We start from the raw sequence: 24,567 nt of genomic DNA on the forward strand, positions 1-24,567 counted from the left end.
GCCGCAGCCCCGGCCGCCCCCCCGACGCCCGTCCCCGGCGCCACCGTGGTGACCCCGGACAACTTCATCCGCGCCGAATCCGATACCTACATGGCCAACCTCGCCAAGGAAGCCGGTGGCATCGGCAAGCTGTTCCATCATCGCGAGCCGGCCTCCGTCGACCACCAGACCGTGATCCGCCTCAACCGCGACACGCTCTACAGCTCGGCGGTATTCGACCTGGATGCCGGCCCGGTCACGGTGACGCTCCCCGATGCCGGCACGCGCTTCCAGTCGCTGCAGGTCATCAACCAGGACCACTACGCCTGGACGGAGTACGGCGCCGGCCCGCACCGCATCACCCGAGACAAGGCCGGCACGCGCTACGTGGTGGTCGGCGTCCGTACGCTGGTCGATCCGAATGACGCCGCAGACGTCGGGCAGGTCCACGCATTGCAGGACGCGATCACCGTCGCGCAGCCGGGCGGCCCGGGCACGCTGGAGCTGCCTTCCTGGGACCCGGCCAGCCAGAAAAAGGTGCGCGATGCGCTGCTCGCGCTCGGCGCCACGCAGGCGGGCTTCAAGGGCGCCTTCGGCCAGAAGGGCCAGGTCGATCCGGTCAACCACCTCATCGGCACGGCGGCGGGGTGGGGCGGCAACCCGGACAAGGACGCCACCTACCTGGGCTTCACGCCGCCCCGCAACGACGGCGCCACCGTCTACCAGCTCGCGGTGGGCAAGGTGCCGGTGGATGCGTTCTGGTCGGTGAGCGTCTATGGGCCGGACGGCTACTTCGCCAAGAACGACCGCAACGCCTACTCCATCAACAGCATCACGGGCCACAAGGAAGCCGACGGCAGCGTGCGCATCCAGTTCGGCGGCTGCGACGGGCAAATCCCCAACTGCATCCCCACGCCGCCAGGTTGGAACTACACCGTGCGGCTGTATCGCCCGCAGGCCTCGATCCTCGACGGCAGCTGGAAATTCCCCGAGCCGCAACCGATGTAATCGCGTCTGGGTATTCCCGTATGCACGTCGGGCATGCCCCTTGCATCCCGGCGTGCGCGCGAGTTCTGCGACAACGTGTCGCACACTCGCGCGCGGCCATTTGCGCCGGATCATTGCCCGCCGCCTTTCGTGAAAACGTCGTTAGGCTTAAAATTGCGGGGCTAACTTGCGCCCCCTGTTCAGGTCCGCGTCGTCCACCGGCGCCCGCGGGCCTGGAACGCCTTTCCGGCGGGTGGCGGTGGTTGGCGCCCCCTCGCAATTGGATCTACCGATGATTCCGTTGAAAACCCTCGGGCGCGCGCTGCGGCCCGGTCTGGCGCTGCTGTCCATGGCGCTGCTGGCGGGTTGCCAGTCGGCCCTTCTCGACCCCAAAGGTCAGATCGGCCAGGACCAGAAGACCCTGCTGATCACCTCCGTGGTGCTGATGCTGCTGGTCGTGATCCCCGTGATCGTGATGACGATCGCCTTCGCCTGGAAGTACCGCGCTTCCAACACCAAGGCCCGCTATGAGCCCGAGTGGTCGCATTCGACCGCCATCGAGGTCGTCGTCTGGTCGATCCCCTGCCTGATCATCCTGGTGCTGGCGGTGCTGACCTGGCGCTCCTCGCACGCGCTGGACCCGTACCGGCCGTTGCAGTCGGACGTGCCGCCGGTGGAAATCGAAGCGGTGTCGATGGACTGGAAGTGGCTGTTCATCTACCCGCAGGAAGGCGTGGCGACGGTCAACGAGATCACGGTGCCGGTGGACACCCCGCTGAACTTCCGCATCACCTCCGACACGGTGATGAACTCCTTCTTCATCCCGCACCTGGGCACGCAGATCTATGCGATGGCCGGCATGCAGACCAAGGTGCACCTGATCGCCAACGAGCCGGGTGAGTACTTCGGCATCTCCGCGAACTACAGCGGCCACGGCTTCTCGAAGATGGGCTTCGCGGTGCATGCCACCGACAACGCCGGCTACCAGGCCTGGCTGCAGAAGGTGAAGGCCTCGCCGCAGAAGATGGACGACGCCGCGTTCCAGGCGCTGGCGGCCAACCGCAATGACAAGGAGCAGTACCCGGTCACCTACTTCGCGTCGGTGCAGGACGGCCTGTTCAAGGCCTTGCTCGACAAACACATGATGGGTGGCCACAAGCACGAGGGCCATGACCATGCGGCCACCGGCGCCGAACCGGTCGCCATGTGCACCTCCGGAGACAACTGATGCTAGGCAAACTCACGCTCGAGGCGGTTCCGTACCACGAGCCGATCATCATGGTCGCCCTCGGTGGCGCCGCACTGCTCGGCCTGGTCCTCGTGGCCGCGCTCACCAAGTTCAAGCTCTGGGGTTATCTCTGGCGCGAATGGTTCACCTCGGTCGACCACAAGAAGATCGGCGTGATGTACATCGTCGTGGCGCTGGTCATGCTGCTGCGCGGCTTCGCCGACGCGGCGATGATGCGCACCCAGCAGGCGCTGGCCGCCGGCGGCGGTGAAGGCGTGCTGCCGCCGCACCACTACGACCAGATCTTCACCGCGCACGGCGTGATCATGATCTTCTTCATGGCCATGCCGTTCATGACCGGCCTGGTCAACCTGGTGGTGCCGCTGCAGATCGGCGCGCGCGACGTCGCGTTCCCGTTCCTCAACTCGCTCAGCTTCTGGCTGTTCGTGGCGGGCGTGGCCCTGGTCAACATCTCGCTGGGCGTGGGTGAATTCGCGCAGACCGGCTGGCTGGCGTACCCGCCGCTGTCGGGCCTGGAATACAGTCCAGGCGTCGGCGTGGATTACTACATCTGGGCATTGCAGATATCCGGCCTGGGTACATTGCTGACCGGCATCAACTTCTTCGTGACGATCATGCGCATGCGCGCGCCGGGCATGACCCTGATGCGCATGCCGATCTTCACCTGGACCGCGCTGATCACCAACATCCTGATCATCGCCGCCTTCCCGATCCTGACCGTCGCCCTGGCGCTGCTGGGTGCGGACCGCTACCTGGGCACGCACTTCTTCACCAATGACGGCGGCGGCAACGCCATGATGTACGTCAACCTGATCTGGATCTGGGGCCACCCGGAGGTTTACATCCTGATCCTGCCGGCGTTCGGCATCTATTCCGAGCTGGTCGCCACGTACTGCCGCAAGAAGCTGTTCGGGTACACCTCGATGGTCTACGCCACCGCGTGCATCGGCGTGCTGTCCTTCATCGTGTGGCTGCACCACTTCTTCACCATGGGTTCGGGTGCCAACGTCAATGCCTTCTTCGGCATCACGACGATGATCATCTCGATCCCGACCGGCGTGAAGATCTTCAACTGGCTGTTCACCATGTTCCGCGGCCGCGTGCACTTCACCTCGCCGGTGCTGTGGATGATCGGCTTCATCATCACCTTCGTGATCGGCGGCATGACCGGCGTGATGCTGGCCATCCCGGCGGTGGACTTCGTGCTGCACAACAGCCTGTTCCTGATCGCGCACTTCCATAACGTGATCATCGGCGGCGTCGTGTTCGGCTACCTGGCCGGCCTGACCTACTGGTTCCCGAAGGCGTTCGGCTTCAAGCTCAACGAGAAGCTGGGCAAGGCCTCGTTCTGGTGCTGGATCATCGGCTTCTTCGTGGCCTTCATGCCGCTGTACGTGCTGGGCTTCCTGGGCATGACCCGTCGCCTGAACACCTACAACCACCCCGAGTGGGGCCCGTGGCTGATCGTGGCCGCGGTGGGTGCGGCGATCATCGCCTGCGGCATCGCGCTGAACCTGCTGCAGCTGGTCTACAGCGTGTGGAAGCGCAAGGAGAACATGGACCTCACCGGCGACCCGTGGGATGGCCGCACGCTGGAGTGGGCCACCTCCTCGCCGCCGCCGTTCTACAACTTCGCCCACCTGCCGCACGTCGACGCCCTGGACCAGTTCTGGGAAGACAAGCAGCAGGGCAAGGGCTGGGTGCGTCCGGCCAAGTACGAAGACATCCACATGCCGCGCAACACGGCGGCTGGCTTCTGGATCGGCGCGTTCGGCATCGTCCTGGGCTTCGCGCTGACCTGGCACATCTGGTGGCTGGCGGTGGTGGGCCTGGTCGGCATGATCGGCAGCTTCATCGCGCGCACCTTCGACAACGACATCGACTACTACGTGCCGGCAGCGGAAGTGGAGCGCATCGAGAACGAGCGTTTCGCCCTGCTTGACCAGGCGCAGGCAAAGAAGGCGGTCTGAGCATGTCCACGGCTACTACCCTCGACACCCACGCCGCCCACGCGGGCGGCCACGAGCATGACCACGACCACGGTCACCACGACGCCGGCGGCAACACGCTGCTCGGCTTCTGGGTGTACCTGATGAGCGACTGCCTCATCTTCGCCGGCCTGTTTGCCACCTATGCGGTGCTGGCCGGCGCGACGGTCGATGGCCCGACGGCCAGGGAGCTGTTCGACCTGCGCTTCGTGCTGGTGGAAACCTTCCTGCTGTTGTTCAGCAGCCTGACGTTCGGCTTCGCCATGATCTCGGCGGGCAAGCGCAACATGACTGCCTTCTATGGCTGGCTGGCGGTGACGGCGCTGTTCGGCCTGGGCTTCCTGGCCATGGAGCTGTACGAGTTCAACCACCTGATCCATGAAGGCGCCGGCCCCGGCCGCAGCGCGTTCCTGTCGGCGTTCTTCACGCTGGTCGGCACGCACGGCCTGCACGTGACCTCGGGCCTGCTGTGGATGCTGGTGCTGGTGATCCAGATCGCCAGGAACGGCCTGACCGCGCGCAACACCACGCGCCTGGCGTGCCTGAGCCTGTTCTGGCACTTCCTGGACATCATCTGGATCGGTGTCTTCACCATCGTCTACCTGCTGGGAGCGCTGTAATGGCCGGCCATGACAACCACTCCGACGCCCACGCCAGCCATGGCGGTGGGGTGAAGTCCTACCTGATCGGCTTCGTGATGGCGGTCGTGCTGACCGTGATCCCGTTCGCCATCGTGATGAACCACACCTTCTCGCGCGGCGTGACGGTGGCGATCATCTCGATCATGGCGGCGGTGCAGATGCTGGTGCACATCGTCTACTTCCTGCACATGGACCGCTCGCCCGAGCAGCGTTCGAACGTGCAGGTGGGCCTGTTCTCGGTGCTGATCATCGGCATCGTGGTGGTGGGCTCGTTGTGGGTGATGCACAACATGAACATCAACATGATGCCTTGAGGCAGGGCGTCTGCCTGCTTCGCAAAGGCCGCCTTCGGGCGGCCTTTTTTTTGCGCCGGCATCAGCCCGCGGGCGGCGCGGCTTCGGCCTCGGTGGCCATGGCGAGCCAGGCACGCGGCGACATCCCGACCTTGGCCGCGAAGGCGCGCGACAGCGCCGAAGGGTTCGCGTACCCGAGTTCTTCCGCCAGCCGCTTGATCGGCTGGCCTTCGCGCAGCCGGTGCTGGGCCAGGGCGATGCGCCAGCCTGTCAGGTAGTCGGCCGGGGTCTGGCCGACCCGCTCGCGGAACGTGTTGGCGAATGCCGTGCGCGACATCCCCGCGCATCCGGCCATGCGCTCCAGCGTCCACGCCTCGCCGGGTCCGCCGTGCATGGCCACCAGGGTCCGCGCCAATCGCGTGTCCGACAGCCCGTTGACCAGGCCAGGGTGCATGCCTGCTTCTTGCGGGTGATCCAGCATCCAGCGCAGCAGCTGGATCACCACGACCTCGAACAGCCGGTCGACAAGTAGCCGTTGCCCGCAGCGCACGCGATCGATTTCCGAGAACAGCAATTCCAGTGCCTGCTCCAGGCCCGGCACGCGCGCCAGCGGCAGCACCAGCAGGGGTGGCAGGGAACGCGCCAGCGGGTTGCCGGCGCCGCCTTCGAACGTCAGCCGCGCACAGGCGAAGTCCGAACCTTCCACCGGCGGATTGTGGAAGTGATGGGTGAGCGGGCGGGGATAGAACAGCAGCGTCGGTGCATCGAGCCGCAGTGACCGCGGGACGGTCCGCGCGCCCGGGTGGCTTACCTCGAGTTCTCCGCGGCGCAGCACGTGCAGGTAGCCGTATCCCTCGCCCGCATCGAAATGGGTGATCCCGCACAGCGCGCCGGAGTGGTGAAGCGCGGCGCGAATGCGGAAGTGTTCGAGGATGCCGGAAAGGCGATCAAGGGGCGGGGCGGCGGACATGTGTACGAATGGATATGTTTTGTGGATCTTGCGGATCCAATCATACGTCTGGCGTCGACATACTGCGGGCTCTCGCCATCACCCCCCTCAGGAAATCGACATGTCCCGCATCACCTTGGAAAACGCCCCCGCCGCCAGCCAGCCGCTGCTGGCCCAGGTCCATCATGCTTTCGGCGCGACCCCCAACATGTTCAAGGCGGTGGCCCATTCGCCGGCTGCCCTGCAGAGCATGTGGGCTGCCTTCGGCGCGTTGGGCAGCAAGGGCACTCTGGGGGCCAAGCTCGGCGAGCAGATCGCCGTGGCCGTGGCCAACCGCAACCGCTGCGAATATTGCCTGGCGGCCCACACCGTGCTGGGCCAGAACGCGGGCGCCACCGCTGGCGAAATGTCCGCCGCCCAGGTCGGTGAATCCAGTGACCCGCGCACCGCCGCCGCGCTGGCCTTCGCGCTGAAGGTGGTCGAGCAGCGCGCGCAGGTCACCGACGCCGATGTCGCCCAGCTGCGGCAGGCCGGCTTCGCCGACGAGCAGGTGGTCGAAATCATCGCCCACGTCGCCCTGAACGTTTTCACCAACTACATCAACGTGGCCCTGGACGTGCCGGTGGACTTCCCGGCGGTCTCCTTCAAGTGATCGGCGGCCGGCCCGGCCCCGGGATGGGCCGGGCCGGCACGCTGCACGCATCCGTGGAAAACACCCCATGAAAATCGCGGTTTTCGATACCCATATCCTGCGGCCGGACGGCCGCCGGATGCACTTCGACATCCTGGTTCGCGACCAGCCACCCGACAACGAACCGGCCACGGTGCTGGCGCATGGCCGCCGTTACCTGGCGGCCAAGGGCGTGGCGGCCGAATCGCTCGGCACGCGCGAGTGCCGCTTCTGCCGCGTGGAATCGGCTTCCGCGCCGATCGAGACGGAAATCCACCGGACCGGCTTCGCCATCATCGAGATGGAGAACTGTGATTGACGGCATGGTGAACCGCCACTTATGGCAATCGACGGCCTCTGGCCCCGGGCGTAGGATCGGCGGTTCGCCAAATCGCCAAGTCCCTTGTCAGGAGCCTCATGAAGATCCGCGCCGTGCTGTCGTTGCCGCTGTTGGCCGCCATGTCCCTTCCCGCCGCCAACGCGCTGGCCCAGACCGCCCCGCCGCGCGATGTCCCCTATGAGGGCCTGCTGCGCATCGACGTCGACGCCACCGACATCGAGCGCCGCATCTTCCGCGTCCGCACCACGATGCCGGCCACCGCCGGCCGCATGACCCTGCTGTATCCGCAGTGGATCCCCGGCCACCACTCGCCGAGCGGCACCATCGACAAGCTCGCCGGCCTGGTGGTGAAGTCCGCCGACGGCAAGGTGCTGCCGTGGACGCGCGACAAGTACGACGTCTACGCCTTCCAGGTGGACGTGCCCGAAGGCGTCACCCAGATCAGCGCCGAGTTCCAGTTCCTGTCCTCGCAGGGCGCGGGGCAGGGCCGCGTGGTCATGACCCCGGAAATGCTCAACCTGCAGTGGAACAGCAACTCGCTGTATCCGGCCGGCTACTACGCCCGCAACATCAAGGCGCAGGCCAGCGTCACCCTGCCCAAGGGCTGGGACTACGCCACCGCGCTGGAAACCGAAAGCCGCGTCGGCGACACCGTCACCTTCAAGCCGATCGATTACGACGACCTCGTCGACTCCCCGCTGTTCGCCGGCAAATACCACCAGCGCGTCGTGCTGGCCGAAGGCAGGCAGCCGGTGGCGCTGAACGTGTTCGCCGATGACGCCAAGTACCTCAAGTCCACGCCCGCGCAGGTCAAGATCCACCAGCAGCTCGTGGCGCAGATGGACAAGCTGTACGGCGCGCGCCACTTCGACCATTACGAGTTCCTGCTGGCCCTGACCGACAAGCTTGGCGGCATCGGCCTGGAACACCATCGCTCCAGCGAGAACAGCGGCCCGGTCGGCTACTTCACTGATTGGGACAAGAGCTGGTGGATGCGCGACCTGCTGTCCCACGAGTTCAATCACTCCTGGAACGGCAAGTACCGCCGCGGCGCCGACCTCGCCACGCCGAACTTCAACGTGCCGATGGGCGACAGCCTGCTGTGGCTGTATGAAGGCCAGACCCAGTTCTTCGGCCAGGTCGTGGCCGCGCGCTCTGGCCTGTGGACCCAGGACCAGGCGCGCGACATGCTCGCCAACGTCGCCGCCACCTATGATCGCGGCCGCCCGGGCCTGGCATGGCGCACGGTCCTGGACACCACCAACGACCCGACCATCGCGCAGCGCCGCCCGCTGGCGTTCCGCAACTACCAGATGAGCGAGGACTACTACTCCGGCGGCCAGATGGTGTGGCTGGAGGTGGACAACAAGCTGCGCGAGCTGAGCGGCAACAAGCGCTCGATCGACGATTTCGCTCATGCGTTCTTCGGCATGGACAACGGCGACTGGAACGTCAACCCGTACACCGTGGAGGACATCGTCGCCACGCTCAACGGCATCGCGCCGTATGACTGGGCGAGCTTGCTGAAGACCCGCATCGAGGGCCACGGCCCGCTGGTGGGCGGCATCGAGGCGGCCGGCTGGAAGCTGGTCTACAACGACAAGCCCAACGATGCGTTCAAGGCGCTGGAGGCGCGCAGCAAGGGCGCCAACCTGACCTATTCGATCGGCCTGGCCACCAACGGGCAGGGCGTGCTCGCCGACGTGCTGTGGGATGGCCCGGCGTTCAACGCCGGCCTGGCGCCGGGCATGACCATCGTGGCGGTCAACGGGCGCGAGTACAGCAACGATGGCCTGAAGGACGCGGTCGCCGCGGCGAAGACCGACAAGGCGCCGATCGAGCTGCTGGTCAAGCAGTCCGATCGCTATGAAACCGTGCGCATCGATTACCACGGCGGCCTGCTGTACCCGAACCTGGAGCGCATCGCCGGCAAGCCGGATCGCCTGGCCGACCTGTACAAGGCGCGCTGATGTCCACCGGAACCCGCCATCGCTTCGAGGCGTGGTGGGTTCCGCTGCTGGTGGTGCTGGCGGCCGGCGCGATCGCCGGCGCCAGTGTCGAGGGCCTGCGCTGGCTGCACTACCTGTGCAAGCCGGCGGCCACCGTGTTGATCCTCCTGCGTGCGACGGCGGCCGTGCCCGGCGTGTATCGGCGTTGGGTGCGGGTCGGCCTGGGGTTTTCGCTGGTCGGCGACGTCTGCCTGATGTGGCCGGTCGATGCGTTCGTCGCCGGCCTGGCGGCTTTCCTGCTTGCGCATATCGCCTACATCGTCGCGTTCGCCCGTGGCGTGCGGGCCGGGGCATTGGCGCTGACCGCGCCGGTGCTCGCCGCCTACGCGGTCTTCAATCTCGTCGGCCTGTGGCCGCACCTCCCGGCTGCGCTGCGGGGGGCGGTCATCGCCTATACGGCGGTGCTGGCGACGATGGCCGCGCTGGCGCTGGCCCGCGGCTGGCGTCCGCCTGCCGACGGCACGCACGCCCGGCGCGCGGCGCTCGGCGCGGTGCTGTTCGTGGCGAGCGATTCGCTGCTGGCGTGGGATCGCTTCGCCGGCCCGCTGCCCGGGGCCATCGCCGGCGTGCTGGCGACGTACTACGCCGCGCAGTGGCTGATCGCCACATCCAGCCCCCGCCCGCAGGCAGCGGAACGATGACAGGGCGGGCCGCCAGGCGACGTGTTCTGGTGATCGGCCCGCCGGGGGCCGGCAAGAGCCACTTCGCCCGCCAACTGGGCGAGCGGCTCGGGCTGCCGGTGATCCACCTCGACGCGCATTACTGGTCGCCTGGCTGGGTCGAGCCCACGCCGGCCGAATGGGCGGCACGCCTGCCCGCGTTGCTGGCGCGTCCGGCCTGGATCATGGACGGCAACTATTCGCGCACGCTGCCGCAACGGCTGGCGGCCTGCGACACCGTCGTGTTCCTCGACTTGCCACGCTGGCAATGCCTGTGGGGCGTGCTGCGACGGGCATGGCTGGAACGGGGACGGGTGCGCGCGGACATGGCGGCGGGTTGTCCGGAGAAGCTGGACCCGGCCTTCCTGGGATTTACCTGGGGCTACCGCAGGCGTTCGCGGCCAGGGGTCATGCGGTTGCTCGCGCAATGGGAGGATCGGGTGGCCGTGCATCGCCTGGTCTCTCGCGGGGAGGCCAGTGCATTCCTCGATGGCGTGTCGGCTCGCCGCTGAAGCGCCCACCGGCGGTGCACCGCAGCCGCTTCGTCGCGCCTGCTGAGACCCGCCCGGCTATCCTGTCTTCCTTCCCAGCGGATACGAACAGCGATGGCCAAGGCGAAGATCGCCTACGTCTGCACCGAGTGCGGCGCCGAATTCAACAAATGGCAGGGCCAGTGCGGCGAATGCGGCGCCTGGAACACGCTCAGCGAGATCGTGCTCGAGAGCGCGGGCGCCACGGCCAAGGCGCCGGCCGCCGCGCGTCGCAGCGGCTGGGCCGGCGCGGTCGAGCCGCCGAAGATCACCGCGCTCAAGGATGTGCGGCACAGCGAGCACGCGCGCGTGTCCACCGGCATCGGCGAGTTCGATCGCGTGCTCGGTGGCGGGCTGGTCGAGGGCGCGGTGGTGCTGGTCGGTGGCGACCCGGGCATCGGCAAGTCCACGCTGCTGCTGCAGGCGCTGGCGAAGATGGCCGCGCAGCTGCCGGTGCTCTATGTCACCGGCGAGGAATCACTGGCGCAGGTCGCCGGCCGCGCGGTGCGCCTGGACCTGCCGCTGGAGGGGCTCAACGCGCTGTCGGAAACCGGCATCGAGCAGATCCTGCAGCATGCCAGCGTCGCCCGGCCGAAGCTGATCGTCGCCGATTCGGTGCAGACGCTGTGGAGCGAGTCGCTCACCGCCGCGCCCGGCTCGGTGAGCCAGGTGCGCGAGAGCGCGGCGCGGCTGGTGCGCTATGCCAAGGAGACCGGCACAGCCGTGTTCCTCGTCGGCCACGTCACCAAGGAGGGTGGCATCGCCGGCCCGCGCGTGCTCGAGCACATGGTCGACGCCGTGCTCTATTTCGAAGGCGATGGCGGCAGCCGCTTCCGCATCCTGCGCGCGTTCAAGAACCGCTTCGGCGCGGTCAACGAACTGGGCGTGTTCGCGATGGGCGAGAAGGGCTTGAAGGAAGTCGCCAATCCTTCGGCGATCTTCCTGTCCGGGGGCAGCACGCACCAGCCCGGCAGTTGCGTCATGGTGACGCGCGAGGGCACGCGCCCGTTGCTGGTGGAAGTGCAGGCGCTGGTGGACAGTTCGCCGCTGTCCAATCCGCGCCGTGTCGCCGTGGGTCTGGAACAGAACCGCCTGGCGATGCTGCTGGCGGTGCTGCATCGCCATGGTGGCGTGCTGGTGGGCGACCAGGACGTGTTCGTCAACGTGGTCGGCGGCATCCGCGTGCAGGAAACCGCGGCCGACCTGCCGGTGCTGCTCGCCGTGCTGTCCTCGCTGCGCGACCAGCCGCTGGCCGAGAAGACGATCGCCTTCGGCGAGGTCGGCCTGTCCGGCGAGATCCGCCCGGTGCCCAACGGCGAGGAACGCCTGCGCGAAGCGGCCACGCACGGCTTCAAGCGCGCGATCGTCTCCAAGGCCAATGCGCCCAAGAGCGGTGCGGTCAAGGGCATGGAGGTGATCGCGGTGGAGCGGCTCGCCGAGGCCATCGAGGCGGCCTGAGCCCGTCGCGGCGGGTGGGAATCGATGCGCTGCTGTGACAAGATGCGCGCGCCGCGCGAGACGCGGTCCGAATAAAACCAGACAAGGAGTAGGGGAAACATGGAGTGGATGCTGTTGCCGATCAAGCGTTATGCCGATTTCTCGGGTCGCTCGCGGCGCAAGGAATACTGGATGTACGTGCTGTTCAACCTGTTGCTGCTGGCGGTGTTCGGCACGCTGATGCTGGTCGGCGCCTTCGTCGGCCGTAGCGACGATGGTCCGGGCGCGGGCTTCTTCATCGCGCTGACGCTGTACGTGCTGGTGTCGCTGGCGCTGCTGGTGCCGTCGATCGCCGTGCAGGTGCGTCGTTTCCATGACCAGGGTCGTTCGGGCTGGTTCTGGCTGCTCAACCTGATCCCCTACGTGGGCGGTCTGGTCGTGCTGGTCTTCATGTGCCTGGAAGGCGAATCGGGCGACAACGCCTGGGGCGCCGATCCCAAGCGCGCGGGCTGAGGCCCGTCGCAATGCGATACGAAAAGGGCGGCCCTCGGGCCGCCCTTTTTCATCATGGATTCGGTGGCTTGTAGTCGCGCAGCTTGGTGGTCGTGGTGCCGACTTCGCGCACTGCTTCCTTGAGCTGGCTCTCGCTCAGGCCCAGTTCGCGGGCCCACCAGCGCAACTCCCATTCCTCGTTGATGTTGACGTTCGCCATGTCCTGCGGGCGGCGGTCGTCTGCTGGGGTATTCATGGGACGCTCCAGAAAGCGGATGGGGATCAACGGGTCGACACGGCGGCCTGCGCGCGCTCGAACGCTTCCGCCAGCCGTGTGCGGCTGGCTACCAGATAGGCGCGCGTGTCCGCGCCCTTGGCGGAGGGAAGCCATTCCGCATCCATCGCCTTGAGCGCATCGCCGTAGTCGGCGGTGGCGGCCTTGAGGAAGGCATTGCGGTAGCTGTTGGGTTCGTCTTCCATGCCGGTGGAGGCCGTGGTGGCCTGGCCGCGCGCGCGCCAGGCGCGCGAGCGCTCGCTCTCTTCCGCGCCGCGCTGCCGCACGTCGGCCAAGGCCCGCTCATGGTCGCGCACCATGCCGTGCGCGAAATCTTCCGACTTGCCGCCCACGCCGCGCGAAATGGCTTGCCGGGCCAGGTCGATCTCGTTCTGTTCAAAGGCAGCCAGCATGCCCAGCACCTGGCCGTCACCCTGCAGGGGAGTGCCCAAGCCGCTGCCGGTGATGACGGCAGGGCGGGGCGCGGGCGCCACTTCGGGTGCGGTGCGCGAGGCTTCGCTTCCCGGGCCGCCGCAGCCGGCGGCCACGAGCGCGGCGAACAATACAGGGCCGCTGCGCAGGCGCATGCGGTTCAGGCCCATTGCGGCTGCGCGGCGGCCAGCAGGGGCAGGGCGGCGGGATCGGGGGCGTTGGCCGCTTCGCGGCAAAGGCCCTGCATGTGGAGGACGCGTTCGCCGATCAGCCCATGCTCGCTCACCGGTGCGCTGGCATAGAGGCCGGCGACATGGAAGCCGAGGATTTCCTCGGCACGTTCGCCCTGGTCGCTGATCAGGTGCGGGAGGAGGCGCTCGATGCGGGCGATTTCCTGCTGTACTTCATAGGGGGTTTTCATGACGTCTCCATTTTTTACGAGGCGTCGCCGAGGCGTCGCCAGCAGTCTGTCGCCAGACGTTCCAGGTGCGGCTGCGACCCGGGGGGAAGGAAGTGGGTCTGCAGCCGGTCACGGAACATGTCCATTCGCTGCTCCAGCGAAGAGCGCGGTGCTTGCAGATAGATGTCGCAGGCCAGCTTGACCACCGGCGAGAGAACGCTGAACTTGCTGATGCCCAACTGCTCGTGCGCATGGCGTTGCTGCCAGTGCGCGATTTCGGCCTGCACATCGATGACGGAAGGATCCCTGCTCATTGGCTTCAGTCGCATCGCATGGATGGAGGAGTGACGCCACCCTAACGCGAGGTATGTCAACGCTCGATCAGCAAGGCGTATACAGGCATCGCATCATCGCGCGCGATGAACAGCTCAGTTTCGCGTGCAGGGCGTCAATGCCGATCACGCGATGCGTGCTGCACGCCACGATCACCGCGACGATCGGACGCTGTGGCTTTCCGACGCGGAGTCGTTCCATGCGCCCACGTTCTTCCTCGCAGGCAGGTTCGAACACACCGCATGAAAGCGCCGGCACCGGCGTGGCCAGGGCGTGGTGGAAATCGCTGCATCCGCTTGCATGGGCCCTGCTGGTGGTGGCGGTGGGGCTGGCGGCATGGTTATGGCATTGAGCGCGGGTGGCCGCGCGCTAGTAAGGGTGCATGCCTTGCGCATCCGCGATACCCCTGAAGGCGGGCACGAGCGCGCCACGCACGACTGGGTGGCGCGACGCGTGGCGCAGCTGCTGCGCCTGCCTTACGCCGGCGTGGCGCGCGATGCGCAAGGTGTCGCCGAAGGCGCCTACTTCGTGCCGGATGACACGCTCGATGCGCCCACCGCGTCGCGCTTGGGTATCGCCGACCGGGGTGACCTGCTCGGCGGCGTCGTGCCGCATGCGTTCCTCGCCACCAAGGTCATCGCGCACGCGCTGGTGGATTCACCTGCCGCGACCATCGCGGGATGGAATGCCGCGGCGGCGCGCGTGCTGGCCGCGCACGCCTTGCCGGGTTACACCGCGTTCTCCGCCGCCGACGCGCGCCGCGCGCATGAGCTGCTGGCGCGCGAGGGCGGGGTAAGGCTCAAGCTTCCCACCGGCGTCGGCGGACGCGGGCAGTGGCTGATCGAGGACGCGCCGATGCTCGATGTCCTGTTGGCGCAGTTGCCCGAAGGCTATCTCGCGCGCCATGGCGTGGTGCTGGAAATGCATCTGGCGCGGCTGGCCACCTTCAGCGTGGGCGAGGTCGAATTCGGCGGGCAGTCCATCGCCTACCACGGCACCCAGTCGACGACGCGCGCGCGCGACGGGCACGAGGTATACGGCGGCTCGGACCTGGAGGTGGTTCGCGGGACACTGGAGGCGTTGCTGGAAGCGCCGCTGCCTCCGCTGCAGCGGCAGGCCGTGGTGGCCGCGCATGCCTTCGACCGGGCGCTGCGCCAGGCCTGGCCGCAGTTGCACCTGTCGCGGCGCAACTACGATGTCGCCTGCGGCGAGGACGTGCACGGGCGGCCGCGATGCGGCGTGCTGGAGCAGTCCTGGCGGGTTGGCGGCGCCACCCCGGCCGAACTGGCGGCGATGACCGCCTTCGCGCGGGACCCGGCGCTGGCACGCGTGCGCGCCGCCACGCGTGAGTTGCACGGCCAGCGCGCGCCGTCTGGCGCGGAGGTGTATTACGACGCCGAGGATCCGGAACTCGGCCCGCTGGTGAAATACGTCACCGTTTCCGATGCATGAGGAGGACCCGTGGAGGTCAAGCTTTCCACCTTGCAGATTCCCGTCCAGGACGCCGAAGTCGGCGCGACCCTGCTCACGCCCACGGGCATTCCCGGCGTGCTGTTCGTGCACGGCTGGGGCGGCAAGCAGCAGCACAACCTCGTGCGCGCGCGCGAGGCCGTGGGCCTGGGCTGCGTATGCCTGACCTTCGACCTGCGTGGCCACGAGGGCTGGGTGTCGATGCGCGAGACCGTCACCCGGCCGCAGAACCTGGCCGACATCATCGCCGCCTACGACCACCTGGCGTCGCTGCCTTACGTGGACCCGGGGGCCATTGCCGTGGTCGGACTCAGCTATGGCGGTTACCTCTCCGCCTTGCTGACGCGCGAGCGCCACGTGGCGTGGCTGGCGCTGCGCTCCCCGGCGCTGTACCGCGACGCGCATTGGGATGCGCCGAAGGTCGCGCTCAACCGCGAGCCGGACCTGATGGACTACCGGCGCAGCGAGGTGGCCGCGAGCGAGAACCGCGCGCTGGCCGCCTGCGCGCAATACGAGGGCGACGTGCTGCTGGTGGAGGCCGAGTGCGACACGATCGTGCCGCACCAGGTCATGCGCAATTACGCCAATGCGTTCTCCCGCGCCCGCTCGGTGACCTCGCGGCTGCTGCGCGGGGCCGACCACGCGCTGACGGTCAAGGAGCACCAGCAGGCCTACACGCGTTACCTGATCGACTGGCTGACCGAGATGGTGGTGGGGCGCCGCGTGGACGTCGCCAGCGAGGTCGTGGCCGAGCGCAAGCGCTTCGTGCACCCCTCGGCCGGGCACAAGGAGGGCGTGCCGCCGATGCAGCTGCGGGCCAATCGCTAGCTGGCACGGGCGGGCATGGCTATCATCGCGCCATGCCGCTGCGTCATTTCGTCCATGTCGTCGGGTTCCAGGTGCCGGTCGGCGCCGCGTTCGCGCGCGAGCCGATGCTGGTGATGCTGGACAAGGTGCCGGGCGAGGAGTGGCGCGCGGTGTTCCAGCTCTGCGTGGAAGAGTTGTCGCCCAGCCTGCTGCGCGAGCCCCCGCGCATCGAGGGCGACCAGGTGCAGGTGTTCCTGGCGCAGGCGCCGCAGCGTGCGCTGGCCGGCGAGATCCGCCGCTTCGTCGAACGGGTGAACCGCATGACCTTCCTGCGCGAGGGCAGCGCGATGCGTTCCGGTGGCGGCGCGGCCTGAGCCGCCGGGTCAGGCGGGCTGCACGCCGCGGATCAGTTCCAGCACGAACTTGCTGCCGAAGAACGCCAGCAGCAGCAGGCCCATCGCGGCGAGCGTCCAGTGCACCGCCTTGGTGCCGCGCCAGCCGTAGCGCCAGCGGCCCACCAGCAGTGCACCGAAGGCCAGCCACGAGAGCACGCTCAGCACGGTTTTCTGCATCAGGCGCTGGGCGAAGAAGTCCTCGACGAACAGCAGGCCGGTCAGCAGCGTGAGGCTCAGCAGCGCGAAGCCGACGGCGATCGTGCGGAACAGCAGCGTTTCCAGTTCGGTGAGCGGCGGCAGTGCGCGCAGCCAGCGGTGGAAATCGCGGCGACGCAGCGCCCGCTCCTGCAGCCACAGCATCATCGCCAGCAGCGCGGCGATGGCCAGCGTGGCGTAGGCGAGCAGGGCCAGCCAGGCGTGCACTTCGAGGCGCCAACCCAGTGCCGCGCTCGGCTCGTGGCCGTGCCCGTGGTAGGCCAGCAGCAGCAGCGTGGCCAGCGGGAACACCACCACGCCCAGTGCCGCCATGCGCCCGCGCCCGCCCACCAGGGTGGTCAGCGCGGCCATGCCCAGGCCCACCAGCGAGAGCGCGGCGAAGAAATGCATGTCCGGCCCGCCGGCGGTGCGGGTGGCGACCAGCACGTGGTACATCGCGTGCGCCGCCACGGCCCCGCCGGCCGGCAGCAGCCAGCCGTGCGCCGGGCGCCCCTGCCGCGCCACGCTGCCCACGAGCAGGCCGGTGGCGACCAGGTAGAGCACGGTGGCGATGAATACGAGGGGCGTCATCGCGGCAGTTTCGCATACCGCGGGCCGCCGCCGCAGGCCCCGATGTCGCGCCCGGCGGGCGCTCCCGGCCGGGCCGGGCGCTGCCGCTATAATCGCGGTCCGTTTCCCCTGGCACAGCGCGCATGTTCGAGTCCCTTACCCAACGTCTCTCCGGCACCATCGAGCGCCTGCGCGGCCGGGGCCGCCTGACCGAGGAAAACATCCGCGAGGCCACCCGCGAAGTGCGCATCGCCCTGCTGGAGGCCGACGTCGCCCTGCCGGTGGTGCAGGCGCTGGTGGAGCGCATCAAGGTGCGCGCGGTCGGCCAGGAAGTGCTGAAGTCGCTCACCCCGGGCCAGGCGCTGATCAAGGTCGTGCGCGACGAGCTGACCGCGGTGATGGGCGCGGCCGCCAGCGACCTCAACCTCAACGTGCCGGCGCCGGCGGTCATCCTGATGGCCGGCCTGCAGGGCGCGGGCAAGACCACCACGGTGGGCAAGCTCGCCAAGCACCTGAAGGAAAAGCGCAAGAAGAAGGTGATGGTGGTCAGTGCCGACGTCTACCGTCCGGCGGCCATCGAGCAGCTCAAGACGCTGGCCGAGCAGGTTGGCGTGCTGTTCTTCCCGTCGAGCGCCGACCAGAAGCCCGAAGCGATCGTGCGCGCGGCCATCGACGATGCGAAGAAGTCCTTCGTCGACGTGCTGCTGGTCGATACCGCCGGCCGCCTCGCCATCGACGAGGCGATGATGGCCGAGATCAAGGCGCTGCACGCGGCGGTCAATCCGGCCGAGACGCTGTTCGTGGTCGACTCGATGACCGGCCAGGACGCGGCCAACACCGCCAAGGCCTTCGGCGAGGCGCTGCCGCTCACCGGCGTGGTGCTGACCAAGACCGATGGTGACGCCCGTGGCGGCGCCGCGCTGTCGGTGCGCTACATCACCGGCAAGCCGATCAAGTTCGTCGGTACCGGCGAGAAGGTCGACGGCCTGGACGTGTTCCACCCCGACCGCGTCGCCAGCCGCATCCTGGACATGGGCGATGTGCTCTCGCTGGTCGAGCAGGTCGAGCAGAGCGTGGACCAGGAGAAGGCCGCCAAGCTGGCTGCCAAGGTCGCCAAGGGCAAGAAGTTCGACCTCAACGACATGAAGGACCAGCTCGAGCAGATGCAGAACATGGGCGGCATCGGCGGGCTGATGGACAAGCTGCCGGGCATTGGCAAGATCCCGGACAACGTCAAGGACCAGGTCACCGGCAAGGAAGTGCCGCGGATGATCGCCATCATCAATTCGATGACCAAGAAGGAGCGCCGCAACCCGGCGTTGCTCAACGGTTCGCGCCGCGCGCGCATCGCGCGTGGCTCGGGCATGCAGCCGTCCGACGTCAACAAGCTGATGAAGCAGTACCAGCAGATGGAAAAGATGATGGGCAAGCTGGCCGGCGGCGGCATGAAGGGCATGATGCGCAGCATGCGCGGCATGATGGGGGGCATGGGCGGCATGGGCGGCATGGGTGGCCGCGGCGGGTTGCCGTTCCGCTGATGGACGCTTCGGCGCGCGAGCGGGCAGCGGGTTTCGCACGGCGCTTCGGGCTGGCGATGCCCGTCCTGCTGGCGCCGATGGCCGGCGCCTGCCCGGTGCCGCTGTCCGCGGCGCTGGCCAATGCCGGCAGCATGGGCGCGATGGGCGCTGTGCTGTCCAGGCCGGAGGAGATCGGCGAGTGGATGGCGCGCTTTCGCGAGGCGAGTGGCGGACCGGCGCAGGTCAATCTCTGGTTGCCGGATGCACCGCCGCGCCGCGACGCCGCCGCCGAAGCCACGATGCGCGCGTTCCTGGGCCAGTGGGGCCCCGAAGTCCCGGCGCAAGCCGGAGATGCGACCCCGGCAGATTTCGATGCACAGTTCGATGCGCTCATCGCCGCACGTCCGGCGGTGGCGTCGACCATCATGGGCGTGCTCGCGCCGGCGCAGGTCGCGCGATTGAAGGCGGCCGGCATCGCCTGGTTCGCCTGCGCCACGACACTGGAAGAGGCGCGCAGCGCCGAAGCGGCGGGCGCCGATGCGGTGGTGGCGCAAGGGTTCGAGGCCGGCGGTCACCGCGGTGCCTTTGATCCGCGGGCGGCCGACCGGCAGCTGGTCGGGCTGTTCTCGCTGCTGCCGCGGCTGGTGGACCATCTTTCCGTGCCGGTGATCGCCGCCGGTGGTATCGCCGACGGGCGGGGCATCGCCGCGGCGCTGATGCTGGGCGCCAGCGCCGTGCAGATCGGCACCGCGTTCCTGCGCACGCCGGAAGCGGCGCTGCCTTCGGCCTGGGCCGACGTGCTCGCCACGGCCGAACCGGAAGACACCGCACCGACGCGGGGTTTCAGTGGGCGGCTCGGGCGCGGCCTCGCCACGCCCTACGTGCGGGCGCTGGCGGAATCAGGTGTGGCGCCGGCACCGTATCCGGTGCAGCGCGGCCTCACCGCGGCCATGCGCGCGCAGGCGGTACGCGAGAACCGGATCGACGGCATGCAGGCGTGGGCCGGTCAATCGGCCTGGATGGCGCCTTCGCGGCCGGCGGCCGAGGCGCTGCACGAATGGTGGAACCACGCGCAGGCGCTGTTGCCATGAGCGCGGTCTGGTGCAACGGCCAGCCCGCCGGGGCGGATGCACTCGCCGCTGCCGCGCTGGTCAACTACGGGCATTTCACCTCATTGCGTTGTGTCGATGGCGCGGTGCAGGGGCTGGATCTGCACCTGGCGCGGCTCCAGGAGGGCACGCGCGCGCTGTTCGCTAGCGAGCTGGATCCGGCCCGCGTGCGGTTCGAGGCGCGGCAGGCGTGGGAAGCCGCGGGGCATCGCGATGCCTGGCTGCGCCTGACCGTGTTCTCGCGCGCGTTCGATTTCCGCGCACCGTTGCGCAGCGTGGCGCCGGATGTGCTGGTCTCGGTGTCGCCGGCGTCCGATTGGACCGGCCAACCGATGCGGGTGCAGCCGGTGGTGTTCCGCCGCCACCGGCCGGAGATCAAGCACGTCGGCACGTTCGCGTTGTTCGACCTGCGACGGCAAGCCATGGCCGACGGCTGGGACGACGCGGTATTCGTGGACGATGCCCGGCAGCTCATCGAAGGCAGCACCTGGAACCTGTGCCTGTGGGACGGGCAGGGGTTTACCTGGCCGGCCGGTCCGGCGCTGCGGGGCACCCAGGAGCGCTTGTTGCAGCAAGGGCTGGACACGCTAGGCGTGAGCCAGCAGGTGCGTGCGGTAGCGCTGCCTGAATTGGCGGCCTTCACGGCTGCGTTCGCCTGCAACGCCCGAGGGCTGCGGGCGATCAGGGCGGTGGGTGGGCAGGTCTTCGCGGGGGCGCCCGAAGCGCGGACCCTGCTGGATCAAGCGCTTGCGGCATGCGCGTGGCAGCCGTTATGACCTCGGCGGCCGGGGCGGGTTGGCTTGGCGCCTGGCCGCCGCTATAATCGCCGGCTTACCTCGCCATCCTGGCGACTGGGCAACACAGGAACTACAGAAAATGGTCAAGATTCGCCTGACCCGTGGCGGCGCCAAGAAGCGTCCGTTCTACCACATCATCGTTTCCGACGTGCGCGCTGCGCGCGACGGCCGCAACATCGAGCGCCTGGGTTACTACAACCCGGTGGCGCAGGGCGCCGAGCAGCGCGTCGTGCTGGACCTGGCCCGCGTTGACCATTGGGTCAAGAACGGCGCCCAGCTGACCGACAAGGTCCGCAACCTGGTGAAGGAAGCGACCAAGGCCCAGGCCGTCGCGGCCTGATCCTGGAGGGGCCGCCTCGCGCGGCCCCATCAGCAGCATGATGAAAGACACCGGGCGCCGCATCCTGCTGGGCAGGATTGTCGGCGCTTTTGGCATTCGCGGTGAAGCCAAGCTCGAGTCCTGGACCGAGCCGCGACTGTCCATCTTCCGCTACCAGCCCTGGATCCTGCGCGCCCCGAACGGGGACGAGCGCGAGATGACCGGGGCGCGTGGCCGTGAGTCGGGCAAGCACCTGACCGCCCAGCTGCCGGGGGTTACCGACCGCGACGTGGTCGAGGCCATGCGCGGCACGGAGATCTTCGTCCCGCGCAGCGCCTTGCCGCCGCCCAAGCCGGACGAGTATTACTGGGTCGATCTCGAAGGCCTCGCCGTTTCCACGGTGGAGGGTGTCGAGCTGGGCACGGTGTCGCACCTGTTCTCCACCGGCGCCAACGACGTGATGGCCGTGCGCGGCGACCGCGAGCGGCTGATTCCCTTCGTCCAGCCGGATTTCGTGCAGTCGGTCGATTTCGAGGCCAACCGGATCGTGGTCGACTGGGATCCGGAGTTCTGATCTTCCCGCCGGCACGCGCCGGCACCGCCACGGATCGACCCGCCCATGCGCATCGACGTCCTCAGCCTGTTTCCCGAGTTCATCCAGCAGTGCGCCGCGTTCGGCGTGGTCGGGCGGGCGCAGGAGCGTGGCTTGCTTGAACTGCAGGGCTGGAATCCGCGCGATTACGCCAGTGGCAACTATCGCCGCGTGGATGATCGCCCGTTCGGCGGCGGCCCGGGCATGGTGATGATGATCGAGCCGCTGCGTGACTGCCTGGCGGCGGCGCGCGCGGCCGACGAGCGTCCGGCGCCGGTGGTCTACCTCAGCCCGCAGGGCCGCCCGCTGACCCAGCCGCGTGCGCGCGAACTGGCGAAGCTGCCGCGCCTGATCCTGCTGTGCGGCCGCTACGAGGGGGTGGACGAGCGCTTCCTGGACCATGAAGTCGACGAGGAAATCTCCATCGGCGACTACGTGTTGTCCGGCGGCGAGCTCGGCGCGGCGGTGCTGATCGACGTGGTGACCCGGCTGCAGGAGGGCGCGCTCAACGACGCCGAATCCGCCGACCAGGACAGTTTCGAGGGCCCGCAAGGCCTGCTGGATTGCCCGCACTACACCCACCCGTCCAGCCACGAGTGGGGCGACGTGCCGGAGGTGCTGCGTTCGGGCAACCACGCCGCCATCGCGCGCTGGCGCCGCCAGCAGTCGCTGGGGCGGACCTGGCTGCGCCGGCCGGACCTGTTCGACGAGGCCAGCCTGGACAAGGCCGACCGCAAACTGCTGGAGGCGTTCCGCCAGCAGGGCCGGCCGGGCGAGGAGCCCGCCGGCGGCTGATCCCCGCGCGGGGCTTGCCCCTAGCGCGTGGCAGGCGGTTCGGCTATCATGCCGCGTTCCCATCGGCCGGCTTTGGCCCGGATGGCGGAATTTGCAAGACCCCCGCAAGACCCACTCATAACAAACGTGCGGCGCAATCCTGCGACTGCATGAGCCCACGCTGTCGATAAACGACACGACCACCCGAATACAGATATCGGTGTCCCCATGAGCAAGCTGAACAAGTCCATCGTCGCGGAATTCGAATCCGCCCAGATCACCCGTGAACTGCCGAAGTTCAGCCAGGGCGACACCGTCGTGGTGAACGTGAAGGTGAAGGAAGGCAACCGTGAGCGCGTCCAGGCCTATGAAGGCGTGGTCATCGGCACGAAGAACGCCGGCCTGAACTCCTCGTTCACCGTCCGCAAGATCTCGCACGGCTACGGCGTCGAGCGCGTGTTCCAGACCCACAGCGCCACCATCGACTCGGTCGAAGTGAAGCGCCGCGGCAAGGTTCGCGCCGGCAAGCTGTACTACCTGCGTGGCCTGGAAGGCAAGGCTGCCCGCATCAAGGAAGACCTGGCCGCCGCTGCGCAGGCCAAGGCTGCCCGCCAGGCCGCTGCCAAGGCCGAGTAATTCCGACCGCGGGTTCGCCCGCCGCGTCGAAACGGAAAGCCGCCCTTCGGGGCGGCTTTTTTGTTGGGTTATGGCGCGTTGTCGGCGACCGGCGAGGGCGGTTGCGCCGGCACTTCCGCCGGGACCGCCACTTCTTCCGGATGCGGCTTGGCGTGCGGCGTGAGCATGTGCGCCTTGCGCCAGCGGCCCCAGCGGTAATACGCCAGCGACATCACCATCGCGCACGCCGCGCTGGTCGGGAAGCTCCACCAGATCGCGTCGGCGCCCAGCGTCGGCATCAGTCCCTTGGCGAACGGCACGCGGATGCCCCACAGCGACAGGCCGAGGATCACCAGCGGCGGAATCACCGCGCCAGTCGAACGCACCACGCCGGAGACGACGAAGGTCACGCCGAACAGCAGGAACGACCAGATCGAGATGTGGTTGAGGTGCCGCGCGATCTCCAGCGCCGTGCCATCGGCCGGCAGGAACAGCGCCAGTGTCCAGCGGTCGAGCAGGATCAGCGGCAGGATCAGCACGCCGGTCATCAGGAAGTTGATCGCCACGCCGTCGCGCGCGGTCGCATCCACGCGATCCCAGCGCCCGGCGCCGACGTTCTGCGCGGCCATCGACGAACATGCCGCGCCGATCGCCATCGCCGGCATCTGCACATACGTCCACAGCTGCATCGCCGCGCCGTACGCGGCCGCGGTATCGGTACCGAAGCCGTTGACCATCGTCATCATCGCGATCATCGCCAGCGAGATCAGCACCATCTGCAGGCCCATCGGCACGCCCTTGACGATGAGCGCGCGCAGGATGTCCATGTCGATGCGGAACATCGCCATGTCGTGGCGGCCGAGCCACAGCAGGTGGCGCTTGTGGCGCATGTACAGCAGCAGGCCGGCCAGCGCGATGGCCTGCGCGAACAGGGTGGACCACGCCGCGCCGGCGATGCCCAGTTTCGGCGCCGGCCCGAGGCCGAAGATCAGCACCGGGTTGAGCACGATGTCCAGCGCGACGGACAGCAGCAGGAAGCGGAACGGCGTGCGCGAATCGCCCGCGCCGCGCAGCGCCGCCGACAGGAAGGCGAACATGTACAGCAGCGGCATCGCCAGGAAGATCACCCGCAGGTAAGCCTCCGCCAGCGGCAACGCGTCGGCGGGGGTGCCCATCGCGCCGAGCATGCGCCCGGACAGCGCCCAGCCGACCGCGGCGATCACCACCGACAGCCCGAAGAAGAACGTCGCACTGGTGCCCATCACCTGCCGCGCCTGGCGCGTGTTTCCGGCGCCGATGGCCTGGGCGATCAGGATGGTGGCGGCCATGCCGATGCCGAACACCGAGCCGATCAGGAAGAACATGATGTTGTTGGCGTTCGCGGTGGCCGTCAGCGCGGACTCGCCGAGGAAGCGCCCCACCCAGATCGCATTCACCGAACCGTTCAGTGACTGCGCCATGTTGCCGGCCAGGATCGGCATCGCGAACAGCAGCAGGTTGCGTCCGATGGGGCCTTCGGTGAGCTGGGTCGGTTTGGCCATGCGCGCGGGATGCCGTGGGGAAGTGGCGCACACTACCACCGCCTTGCCGCGCCTGGCAGGTTGCCGATGGCACTGGGGCGCGGGTCGTTTTCGACCTACACTGGATGCCAGTTCGGAAACGTGACCGCCGGCATTTGTGGCCGGCCGGCAGGCGGGCCTAAGATCAGCCCGACCCCGCGACACGCGGATCACGGACGAGGAATT

Annotated in this window: 30 protein-coding genes; 23 read left to right on the top strand and 7 right to left on the bottom strand. The window is 68.2% G+C overall.

The features are described from left to right. From ARC20_RS03140 to cyoD, 5 genes are all read left to right on the top strand, one after another. Nucleotides 1-987, top strand: a 987-nt coding sequence (locus ARC20_RS03140) for a DUF1254 domain-containing protein (protein WP_057644195.1), incomplete at its 5' end; no start/stop codon positions are given. A 271-nt stretch (nucleotides 988-1,258) separates the two neighbouring features. After that, nucleotides 1,259-2,194 carry a ubiquinol oxidase subunit II gene (gene cyoA, locus ARC20_RS03145; RefSeq protein ID WP_057644200.1) on the top strand — a complete coding sequence of 312 codons (936 nt, stop codon included), beginning with the start codon at nucleotides 1,259-1,261 and terminating at the stop codon, nucleotides 2,192-2,194. Beyond that, nucleotides 2,194-4,185, top strand: a complete 1,992-nt coding sequence (gene cyoB / locus ARC20_RS03150) for a cytochrome o ubiquinol oxidase subunit I (RefSeq protein ID WP_057644203.1) — start codon at nucleotides 2,194-2,196, stop codon at nucleotides 4,183-4,185. The genes cyoA and cyoB overlap by 1 nt, the downstream gene beginning before the upstream one ends. A 2-nt stretch (nucleotides 4,186-4,187) precedes the next feature. Continuing rightward, a complete protein-coding gene (cyoC, locus tag ARC20_RS03155) occupies nucleotides 4,188-4,823 on the top strand; it encodes a cytochrome o ubiquinol oxidase subunit III (RefSeq protein ID WP_057644205.1) in 636 nt (211 codons plus the stop codon). Continuing rightward, nucleotides 4,823-5,158 (top strand): cytochrome o ubiquinol oxidase subunit IV, encoded by a 336-nt coding sequence (gene cyoD, locus ARC20_RS03160; RefSeq protein WP_057644209.1) that lies wholly within the window; start codon nucleotides 4,823-4,825, stop codon nucleotides 5,156-5,158. The genes cyoC and cyoD overlap by 1 nt, the downstream gene beginning before the upstream one ends. A 61-nt stretch (nucleotides 5,159-5,219) precedes the next feature. Here the strand turns inward: cyoD and ARC20_RS03165 are convergent, their stop codons facing one another. Next, nucleotides 5,220-6,107: an AraC family transcriptional regulator gene (locus tag ARC20_RS03165; RefSeq protein WP_057644212.1), complete on the bottom strand. Its 888-nt coding sequence runs from the start codon at nucleotides 6,105-6,107 to the stop codon at nucleotides 5,220-5,222. 100 nt (nucleotides 6,108-6,207) lie between these two features. Here ARC20_RS03165 and ARC20_RS03170 point away from each other — a divergent pair, with 100 nt between their 5' ends. The 7 genes from ARC20_RS03170 (at nucleotide 6,208) to ARC20_RS03200 (ending at nucleotide 12,244) form a co-directional block, all read left to right on the top strand. Continuing rightward, the gene (locus ARC20_RS03170) at nucleotides 6,208-6,738 is read left to right on the top strand and encodes a carboxymuconolactone decarboxylase family protein (RefSeq protein WP_057644215.1); all 531 of its coding nucleotides are present in this window, start codon (nucleotides 6,208-6,210) and stop codon (nucleotides 6,736-6,738) included. Nucleotides 6,739-6,805: 67 nt separating this feature from the next. After that, nucleotides 6,806-7,075: a DUF2024 family protein gene (locus tag ARC20_RS03175; protein WP_057644218.1), complete on the top strand. Its 270-nt coding sequence runs from the start codon at nucleotides 6,806-6,808 to the stop codon at nucleotides 7,073-7,075. A 98-nt stretch (nucleotides 7,076-7,173) separates the two neighbouring features. Next, nucleotides 7,174-9,066, top strand: a complete 1,893-nt coding sequence (locus ARC20_RS03180) for a M61 family metallopeptidase (protein WP_057644221.1) — start codon at nucleotides 7,174-7,176, stop codon at nucleotides 9,064-9,066. Beyond that, complete coding sequence (locus ARC20_RS03185; RefSeq protein WP_057644223.1) at nucleotides 9,066-9,746, top strand: lysoplasmalogenase; 681 nt, start codon at nucleotides 9,066-9,068, stop codon at nucleotides 9,744-9,746. Before ARC20_RS03180 ends, ARC20_RS03185 begins: the two co-directional genes overlap by 1 nt. A gap of 29 nt (nucleotides 9,747-9,775) precedes the next feature. Beyond that, the gene (locus ARC20_RS03190; protein WP_108143440.1) at nucleotides 9,776-10,276 is read left to right on the top strand and encodes a P-loop NTPase family protein; all 501 of its coding nucleotides are present in this window, start codon (nucleotides 9,776-9,778) and stop codon (nucleotides 10,274-10,276) included. 93 nt (nucleotides 10,277-10,369) lie between these two features. Next, a complete protein-coding gene (radA, locus tag ARC20_RS03195; protein ID WP_057644229.1) occupies nucleotides 10,370-11,752 on the top strand; it encodes a DNA repair protein RadA in 1,383 nt (460 codons plus the stop codon). A gap of 99 nt (nucleotides 11,753-11,851) precedes the next feature. Then, nucleotides 11,852-12,244: a DUF805 domain-containing protein gene (locus ARC20_RS03200; RefSeq protein WP_057644232.1), complete on the top strand. Its 393-nt coding sequence runs from the start codon at nucleotides 11,852-11,854 to the stop codon at nucleotides 12,242-12,244. Nucleotides 12,245-12,296: 52 nt separating this feature from the next. Here the strand turns inward: ARC20_RS03200 and ARC20_RS03205 are convergent, their stop codons facing one another. The 4 genes from ARC20_RS03205 to ARC20_RS03220 are packed head-to-tail and all read right to left on the bottom strand — an operon-like array spanning nucleotide 12,297 to nucleotide 13,643. After that, nucleotides 12,297-12,479 (bottom strand): DUF3606 domain-containing protein, encoded by a 183-nt coding sequence (locus tag ARC20_RS03205; RefSeq protein ID WP_057644235.1) that lies wholly within the window; start codon nucleotides 12,477-12,479, stop codon nucleotides 12,297-12,299. Between the two features lie 26 nt (nucleotides 12,480-12,505). Beyond that, complete coding sequence (locus tag ARC20_RS03210; RefSeq protein ID WP_146165840.1) at nucleotides 12,506-13,084, bottom strand: DUF4142 domain-containing protein; 579 nt, start codon at nucleotides 13,082-13,084, stop codon at nucleotides 12,506-12,508. 5 nt (nucleotides 13,085-13,089) lie between these two features. Next, complete coding sequence (locus tag ARC20_RS03215) at nucleotides 13,090-13,350, bottom strand: hypothetical protein (RefSeq protein ID WP_057644240.1); 261 nt, start codon at nucleotides 13,348-13,350, stop codon at nucleotides 13,090-13,092. Between the two features lie 14 nt (nucleotides 13,351-13,364). After that, the gene (locus ARC20_RS03220; protein WP_057644242.1) at nucleotides 13,365-13,643 is read right to left on the bottom strand and encodes a hypothetical protein; all 279 of its coding nucleotides are present in this window, start codon (nucleotides 13,641-13,643) and stop codon (nucleotides 13,365-13,367) included. 53 nt (nucleotides 13,644-13,696) lie between these two features. Between ARC20_RS03220 and ARC20_RS18160 the strand changes: the two genes are divergently transcribed. From ARC20_RS18160 to ARC20_RS03235, 4 genes are read left to right on the top strand one after another with little or no spacing between them, the layout of a single operon-like run. Further along, nucleotides 13,697-14,014 (top strand): hypothetical protein, encoded by a 318-nt coding sequence (locus ARC20_RS18160; protein WP_146165841.1) that lies wholly within the window; start codon nucleotides 13,697-13,699, stop codon nucleotides 14,012-14,014. After that, nucleotides 14,005-15,114, top strand: coding sequence for a DUF3182 family protein (locus ARC20_RS03225; RefSeq protein WP_057644246.1), 1,110 nt, complete (start codon nucleotides 14,005-14,007; stop codon nucleotides 15,112-15,114). The genes ARC20_RS18160 and ARC20_RS03225 overlap by 10 nt, the downstream gene beginning before the upstream one ends. Nucleotides 15,115-15,123: 9 nt before the next feature. Continuing rightward, a complete protein-coding gene (locus ARC20_RS03230; RefSeq protein ID WP_057644249.1) occupies nucleotides 15,124-15,960 on the top strand; it encodes an alpha/beta hydrolase family protein in 837 nt (278 codons plus the stop codon). Nucleotides 15,961-15,992: 32 nt separating this feature from the next. Next, nucleotides 15,993-16,313, top strand: a complete 321-nt coding sequence (locus ARC20_RS03235; protein WP_057644254.1) for a hypothetical protein — start codon at nucleotides 15,993-15,995, stop codon at nucleotides 16,311-16,313. Between the two features lie 9 nt (nucleotides 16,314-16,322). Here ARC20_RS03235 and ARC20_RS03240 read toward each other — a convergent pair whose 3' ends face one another. Beyond that, complete coding sequence (locus ARC20_RS03240; protein WP_057644258.1) at nucleotides 16,323-17,120, bottom strand: cytochrome C assembly family protein; 798 nt, start codon at nucleotides 17,118-17,120, stop codon at nucleotides 16,323-16,325. Nucleotides 17,121-17,242: 122 nt separating this feature from the next. Between ARC20_RS03240 and ffh the strand changes: the two genes are divergently transcribed. The 7 genes from ffh (at nucleotide 17,243) to rplS (ending at nucleotide 22,843) form a co-directional block, all read left to right on the top strand. Beyond that, nucleotides 17,243-18,637: a signal recognition particle protein gene (gene ffh / locus ARC20_RS03245; RefSeq protein WP_057644261.1), complete on the top strand. Its 1,395-nt coding sequence runs from the start codon at nucleotides 17,243-17,245 to the stop codon at nucleotides 18,635-18,637. Beyond that, nucleotides 18,637-19,707 carry an NAD(P)H-dependent flavin oxidoreductase gene (locus ARC20_RS03250; protein ID WP_057644265.1) on the top strand — a complete coding sequence of 357 codons (1,071 nt, stop codon included), beginning with the start codon at nucleotides 18,637-18,639 and terminating at the stop codon, nucleotides 19,705-19,707. Before ffh ends, ARC20_RS03250 begins: the two co-directional genes overlap by 1 nt. Then, on the top strand, nucleotides 19,704-20,501 hold the full coding sequence (locus ARC20_RS03255) for an aminotransferase class IV (protein ID WP_057644266.1): 798 nt from the start codon (nucleotides 19,704-19,706) through the stop codon (nucleotides 20,499-20,501). Before ARC20_RS03250 ends, ARC20_RS03255 begins: the two co-directional genes overlap by 4 nt. A gap of 100 nt (nucleotides 20,502-20,601) precedes the next feature. Continuing rightward, nucleotides 20,602-20,862, top strand: coding sequence for a 30S ribosomal protein S16 (gene rpsP, locus ARC20_RS03260; RefSeq protein WP_057644269.1), 261 nt, complete (start codon nucleotides 20,602-20,604; stop codon nucleotides 20,860-20,862). A 40-nt stretch (nucleotides 20,863-20,902) separates the two neighbouring features. Continuing rightward, a complete protein-coding gene (gene rimM / locus ARC20_RS03265) occupies nucleotides 20,903-21,415 on the top strand; it encodes a ribosome maturation factor RimM (RefSeq protein ID WP_057644398.1) in 513 nt (170 codons plus the stop codon). A 45-nt stretch (nucleotides 21,416-21,460) separates the two neighbouring features. Next, on the top strand, nucleotides 21,461-22,228 hold the full coding sequence (gene trmD / locus ARC20_RS03270; protein ID WP_057644271.1) for a tRNA (guanosine(37)-N1)-methyltransferase TrmD: 768 nt from the start codon (nucleotides 21,461-21,463) through the stop codon (nucleotides 22,226-22,228). A gap of 207 nt (nucleotides 22,229-22,435) precedes the next feature. After that, complete coding sequence (gene rplS, locus ARC20_RS03275) at nucleotides 22,436-22,843, top strand: 50S ribosomal protein L19 (RefSeq protein ID WP_057644274.1); 408 nt, start codon at nucleotides 22,436-22,438, stop codon at nucleotides 22,841-22,843. A 68-nt stretch (nucleotides 22,844-22,911) separates the two neighbouring features. On the opposite strand, the gene ARC20_RS03280 is transcribed toward rplS, so the two are convergent. Continuing rightward, on the bottom strand, nucleotides 22,912-24,363 hold the full coding sequence (locus ARC20_RS03280; protein ID WP_057644276.1) for an MATE family efflux transporter: 1,452 nt from the start codon (nucleotides 24,361-24,363) through the stop codon (nucleotides 22,912-22,914). Nucleotides 24,364-24,567 lie beyond the last annotated feature (204 nt).

This window comes from Stenotrophomonas panacihumi (genome assembly GCF_001431645.1).
Lineage (GTDB): Bacteria > Pseudomonadota > Gammaproteobacteria > Xanthomonadales > Xanthomonadaceae > Stenotrophomonas_A > Stenotrophomonas_A panacihumi.

Coding starts and splice junctions, on each gene's coding strand:
- cyoA (WP_057644200.1), top strand. CDS start 1,259: ATGATTCCGTTGAAAACCCTCGGGCGCGCGCTGCGGCCCGGTCTGGCG.
- cyoB (WP_057644203.1), top strand. CDS start 2,194: ATGCTAGGCAAACTCACGCTCGAGGCGGTTCCGTACCACGAGCCGATC.
- cyoC (WP_057644205.1), top strand. CDS start 4,188: ATGTCCACGGCTACTACCCTCGACACCCACGCCGCCCACGCGGGCGGC.
- cyoD (WP_057644209.1), top strand. CDS start 4,823: ATGGCCGGCCATGACAACCACTCCGACGCCCACGCCAGCCATGGCGGT.
- ARC20_RS03165 (WP_057644212.1), bottom strand. CDS start 6,107: ATGTCCGCCGCCCCGCCCCTTGATCGCCTTTCCGGCATCCTCGAACAC.
- ARC20_RS03170 (WP_057644215.1), top strand. CDS start 6,208: ATGTCCCGCATCACCTTGGAAAACGCCCCCGCCGCCAGCCAGCCGCTG.
- ARC20_RS03175 (WP_057644218.1), top strand. CDS start 6,806: ATGAAAATCGCGGTTTTCGATACCCATATCCTGCGGCCGGACGGCCGC.
- ARC20_RS03180 (WP_057644221.1), top strand. CDS start 7,174: ATGAAGATCCGCGCCGTGCTGTCGTTGCCGCTGTTGGCCGCCATGTCC.
- ARC20_RS03185 (WP_057644223.1), top strand. CDS start 9,066: ATGTCCACCGGAACCCGCCATCGCTTCGAGGCGTGGTGGGTTCCGCTG.
- radA (WP_057644229.1), top strand. CDS start 10,370: ATGGCCAAGGCGAAGATCGCCTACGTCTGCACCGAGTGCGGCGCCGAA.
- ARC20_RS03200 (WP_057644232.1), top strand. CDS start 11,852: ATGGAGTGGATGCTGTTGCCGATCAAGCGTTATGCCGATTTCTCGGGT.
- ARC20_RS03205 (WP_057644235.1), bottom strand. CDS start 12,479: ATGAATACCCCAGCAGACGACCGCCGCCCGCAGGACATGGCGAACGTC.
- ARC20_RS03210 (WP_146165840.1), bottom strand. CDS start 13,084: ATGCGCCTGCGCAGCGGCCCTGTATTGTTCGCCGCGCTCGTGGCCGCC.
- ARC20_RS03215 (WP_057644240.1), bottom strand. CDS start 13,350: ATGAAAACCCCCTATGAAGTACAGCAGGAAATCGCCCGCATCGAGCGC.
- ARC20_RS03220 (WP_057644242.1), bottom strand. CDS start 13,643: ATGAGCAGGGATCCTTCCGTCATCGATGTGCAGGCCGAAATCGCGCAC.
- ARC20_RS18160 (WP_146165841.1), top strand. CDS start 13,697: ATGTCAACGCTCGATCAGCAAGGCGTATACAGGCATCGCATCATCGCG.
- ARC20_RS03225 (WP_057644246.1), top strand. CDS start 14,005: ATGGCATTGAGCGCGGGTGGCCGCGCGCTAGTAAGGGTGCATGCCTTG.
- ARC20_RS03235 (WP_057644254.1), top strand. CDS start 15,993: ATGCCGCTGCGTCATTTCGTCCATGTCGTCGGGTTCCAGGTGCCGGTC.
- ARC20_RS03240 (WP_057644258.1), bottom strand. CDS start 17,120: ATGACGCCCCTCGTATTCATCGCCACCGTGCTCTACCTGGTCGCCACC.
- ffh (WP_057644261.1), top strand. CDS start 17,243: ATGTTCGAGTCCCTTACCCAACGTCTCTCCGGCACCATCGAGCGCCTG.
- ARC20_RS03250 (WP_057644265.1), top strand. CDS start 18,637: ATGGACGCTTCGGCGCGCGAGCGGGCAGCGGGTTTCGCACGGCGCTTC.
- ARC20_RS03255 (WP_057644266.1), top strand. CDS start 19,704: ATGAGCGCGGTCTGGTGCAACGGCCAGCCCGCCGGGGCGGATGCACTC.
- rpsP (WP_057644269.1), top strand. CDS start 20,602: ATGGTCAAGATTCGCCTGACCCGTGGCGGCGCCAAGAAGCGTCCGTTC.
- rimM (WP_057644398.1), top strand. CDS start 20,903: ATGAAAGACACCGGGCGCCGCATCCTGCTGGGCAGGATTGTCGGCGCT.
- trmD (WP_057644271.1), top strand. CDS start 21,461: ATGCGCATCGACGTCCTCAGCCTGTTTCCCGAGTTCATCCAGCAGTGC.
- rplS (WP_057644274.1), top strand. CDS start 22,436: ATGAGCAAGCTGAACAAGTCCATCGTCGCGGAATTCGAATCCGCCCAG.
- ARC20_RS03280 (WP_057644276.1), bottom strand. CDS start 24,363: ATGGCCAAACCGACCCAGCTCACCGAAGGCCCCATCGGACGCAACCTG.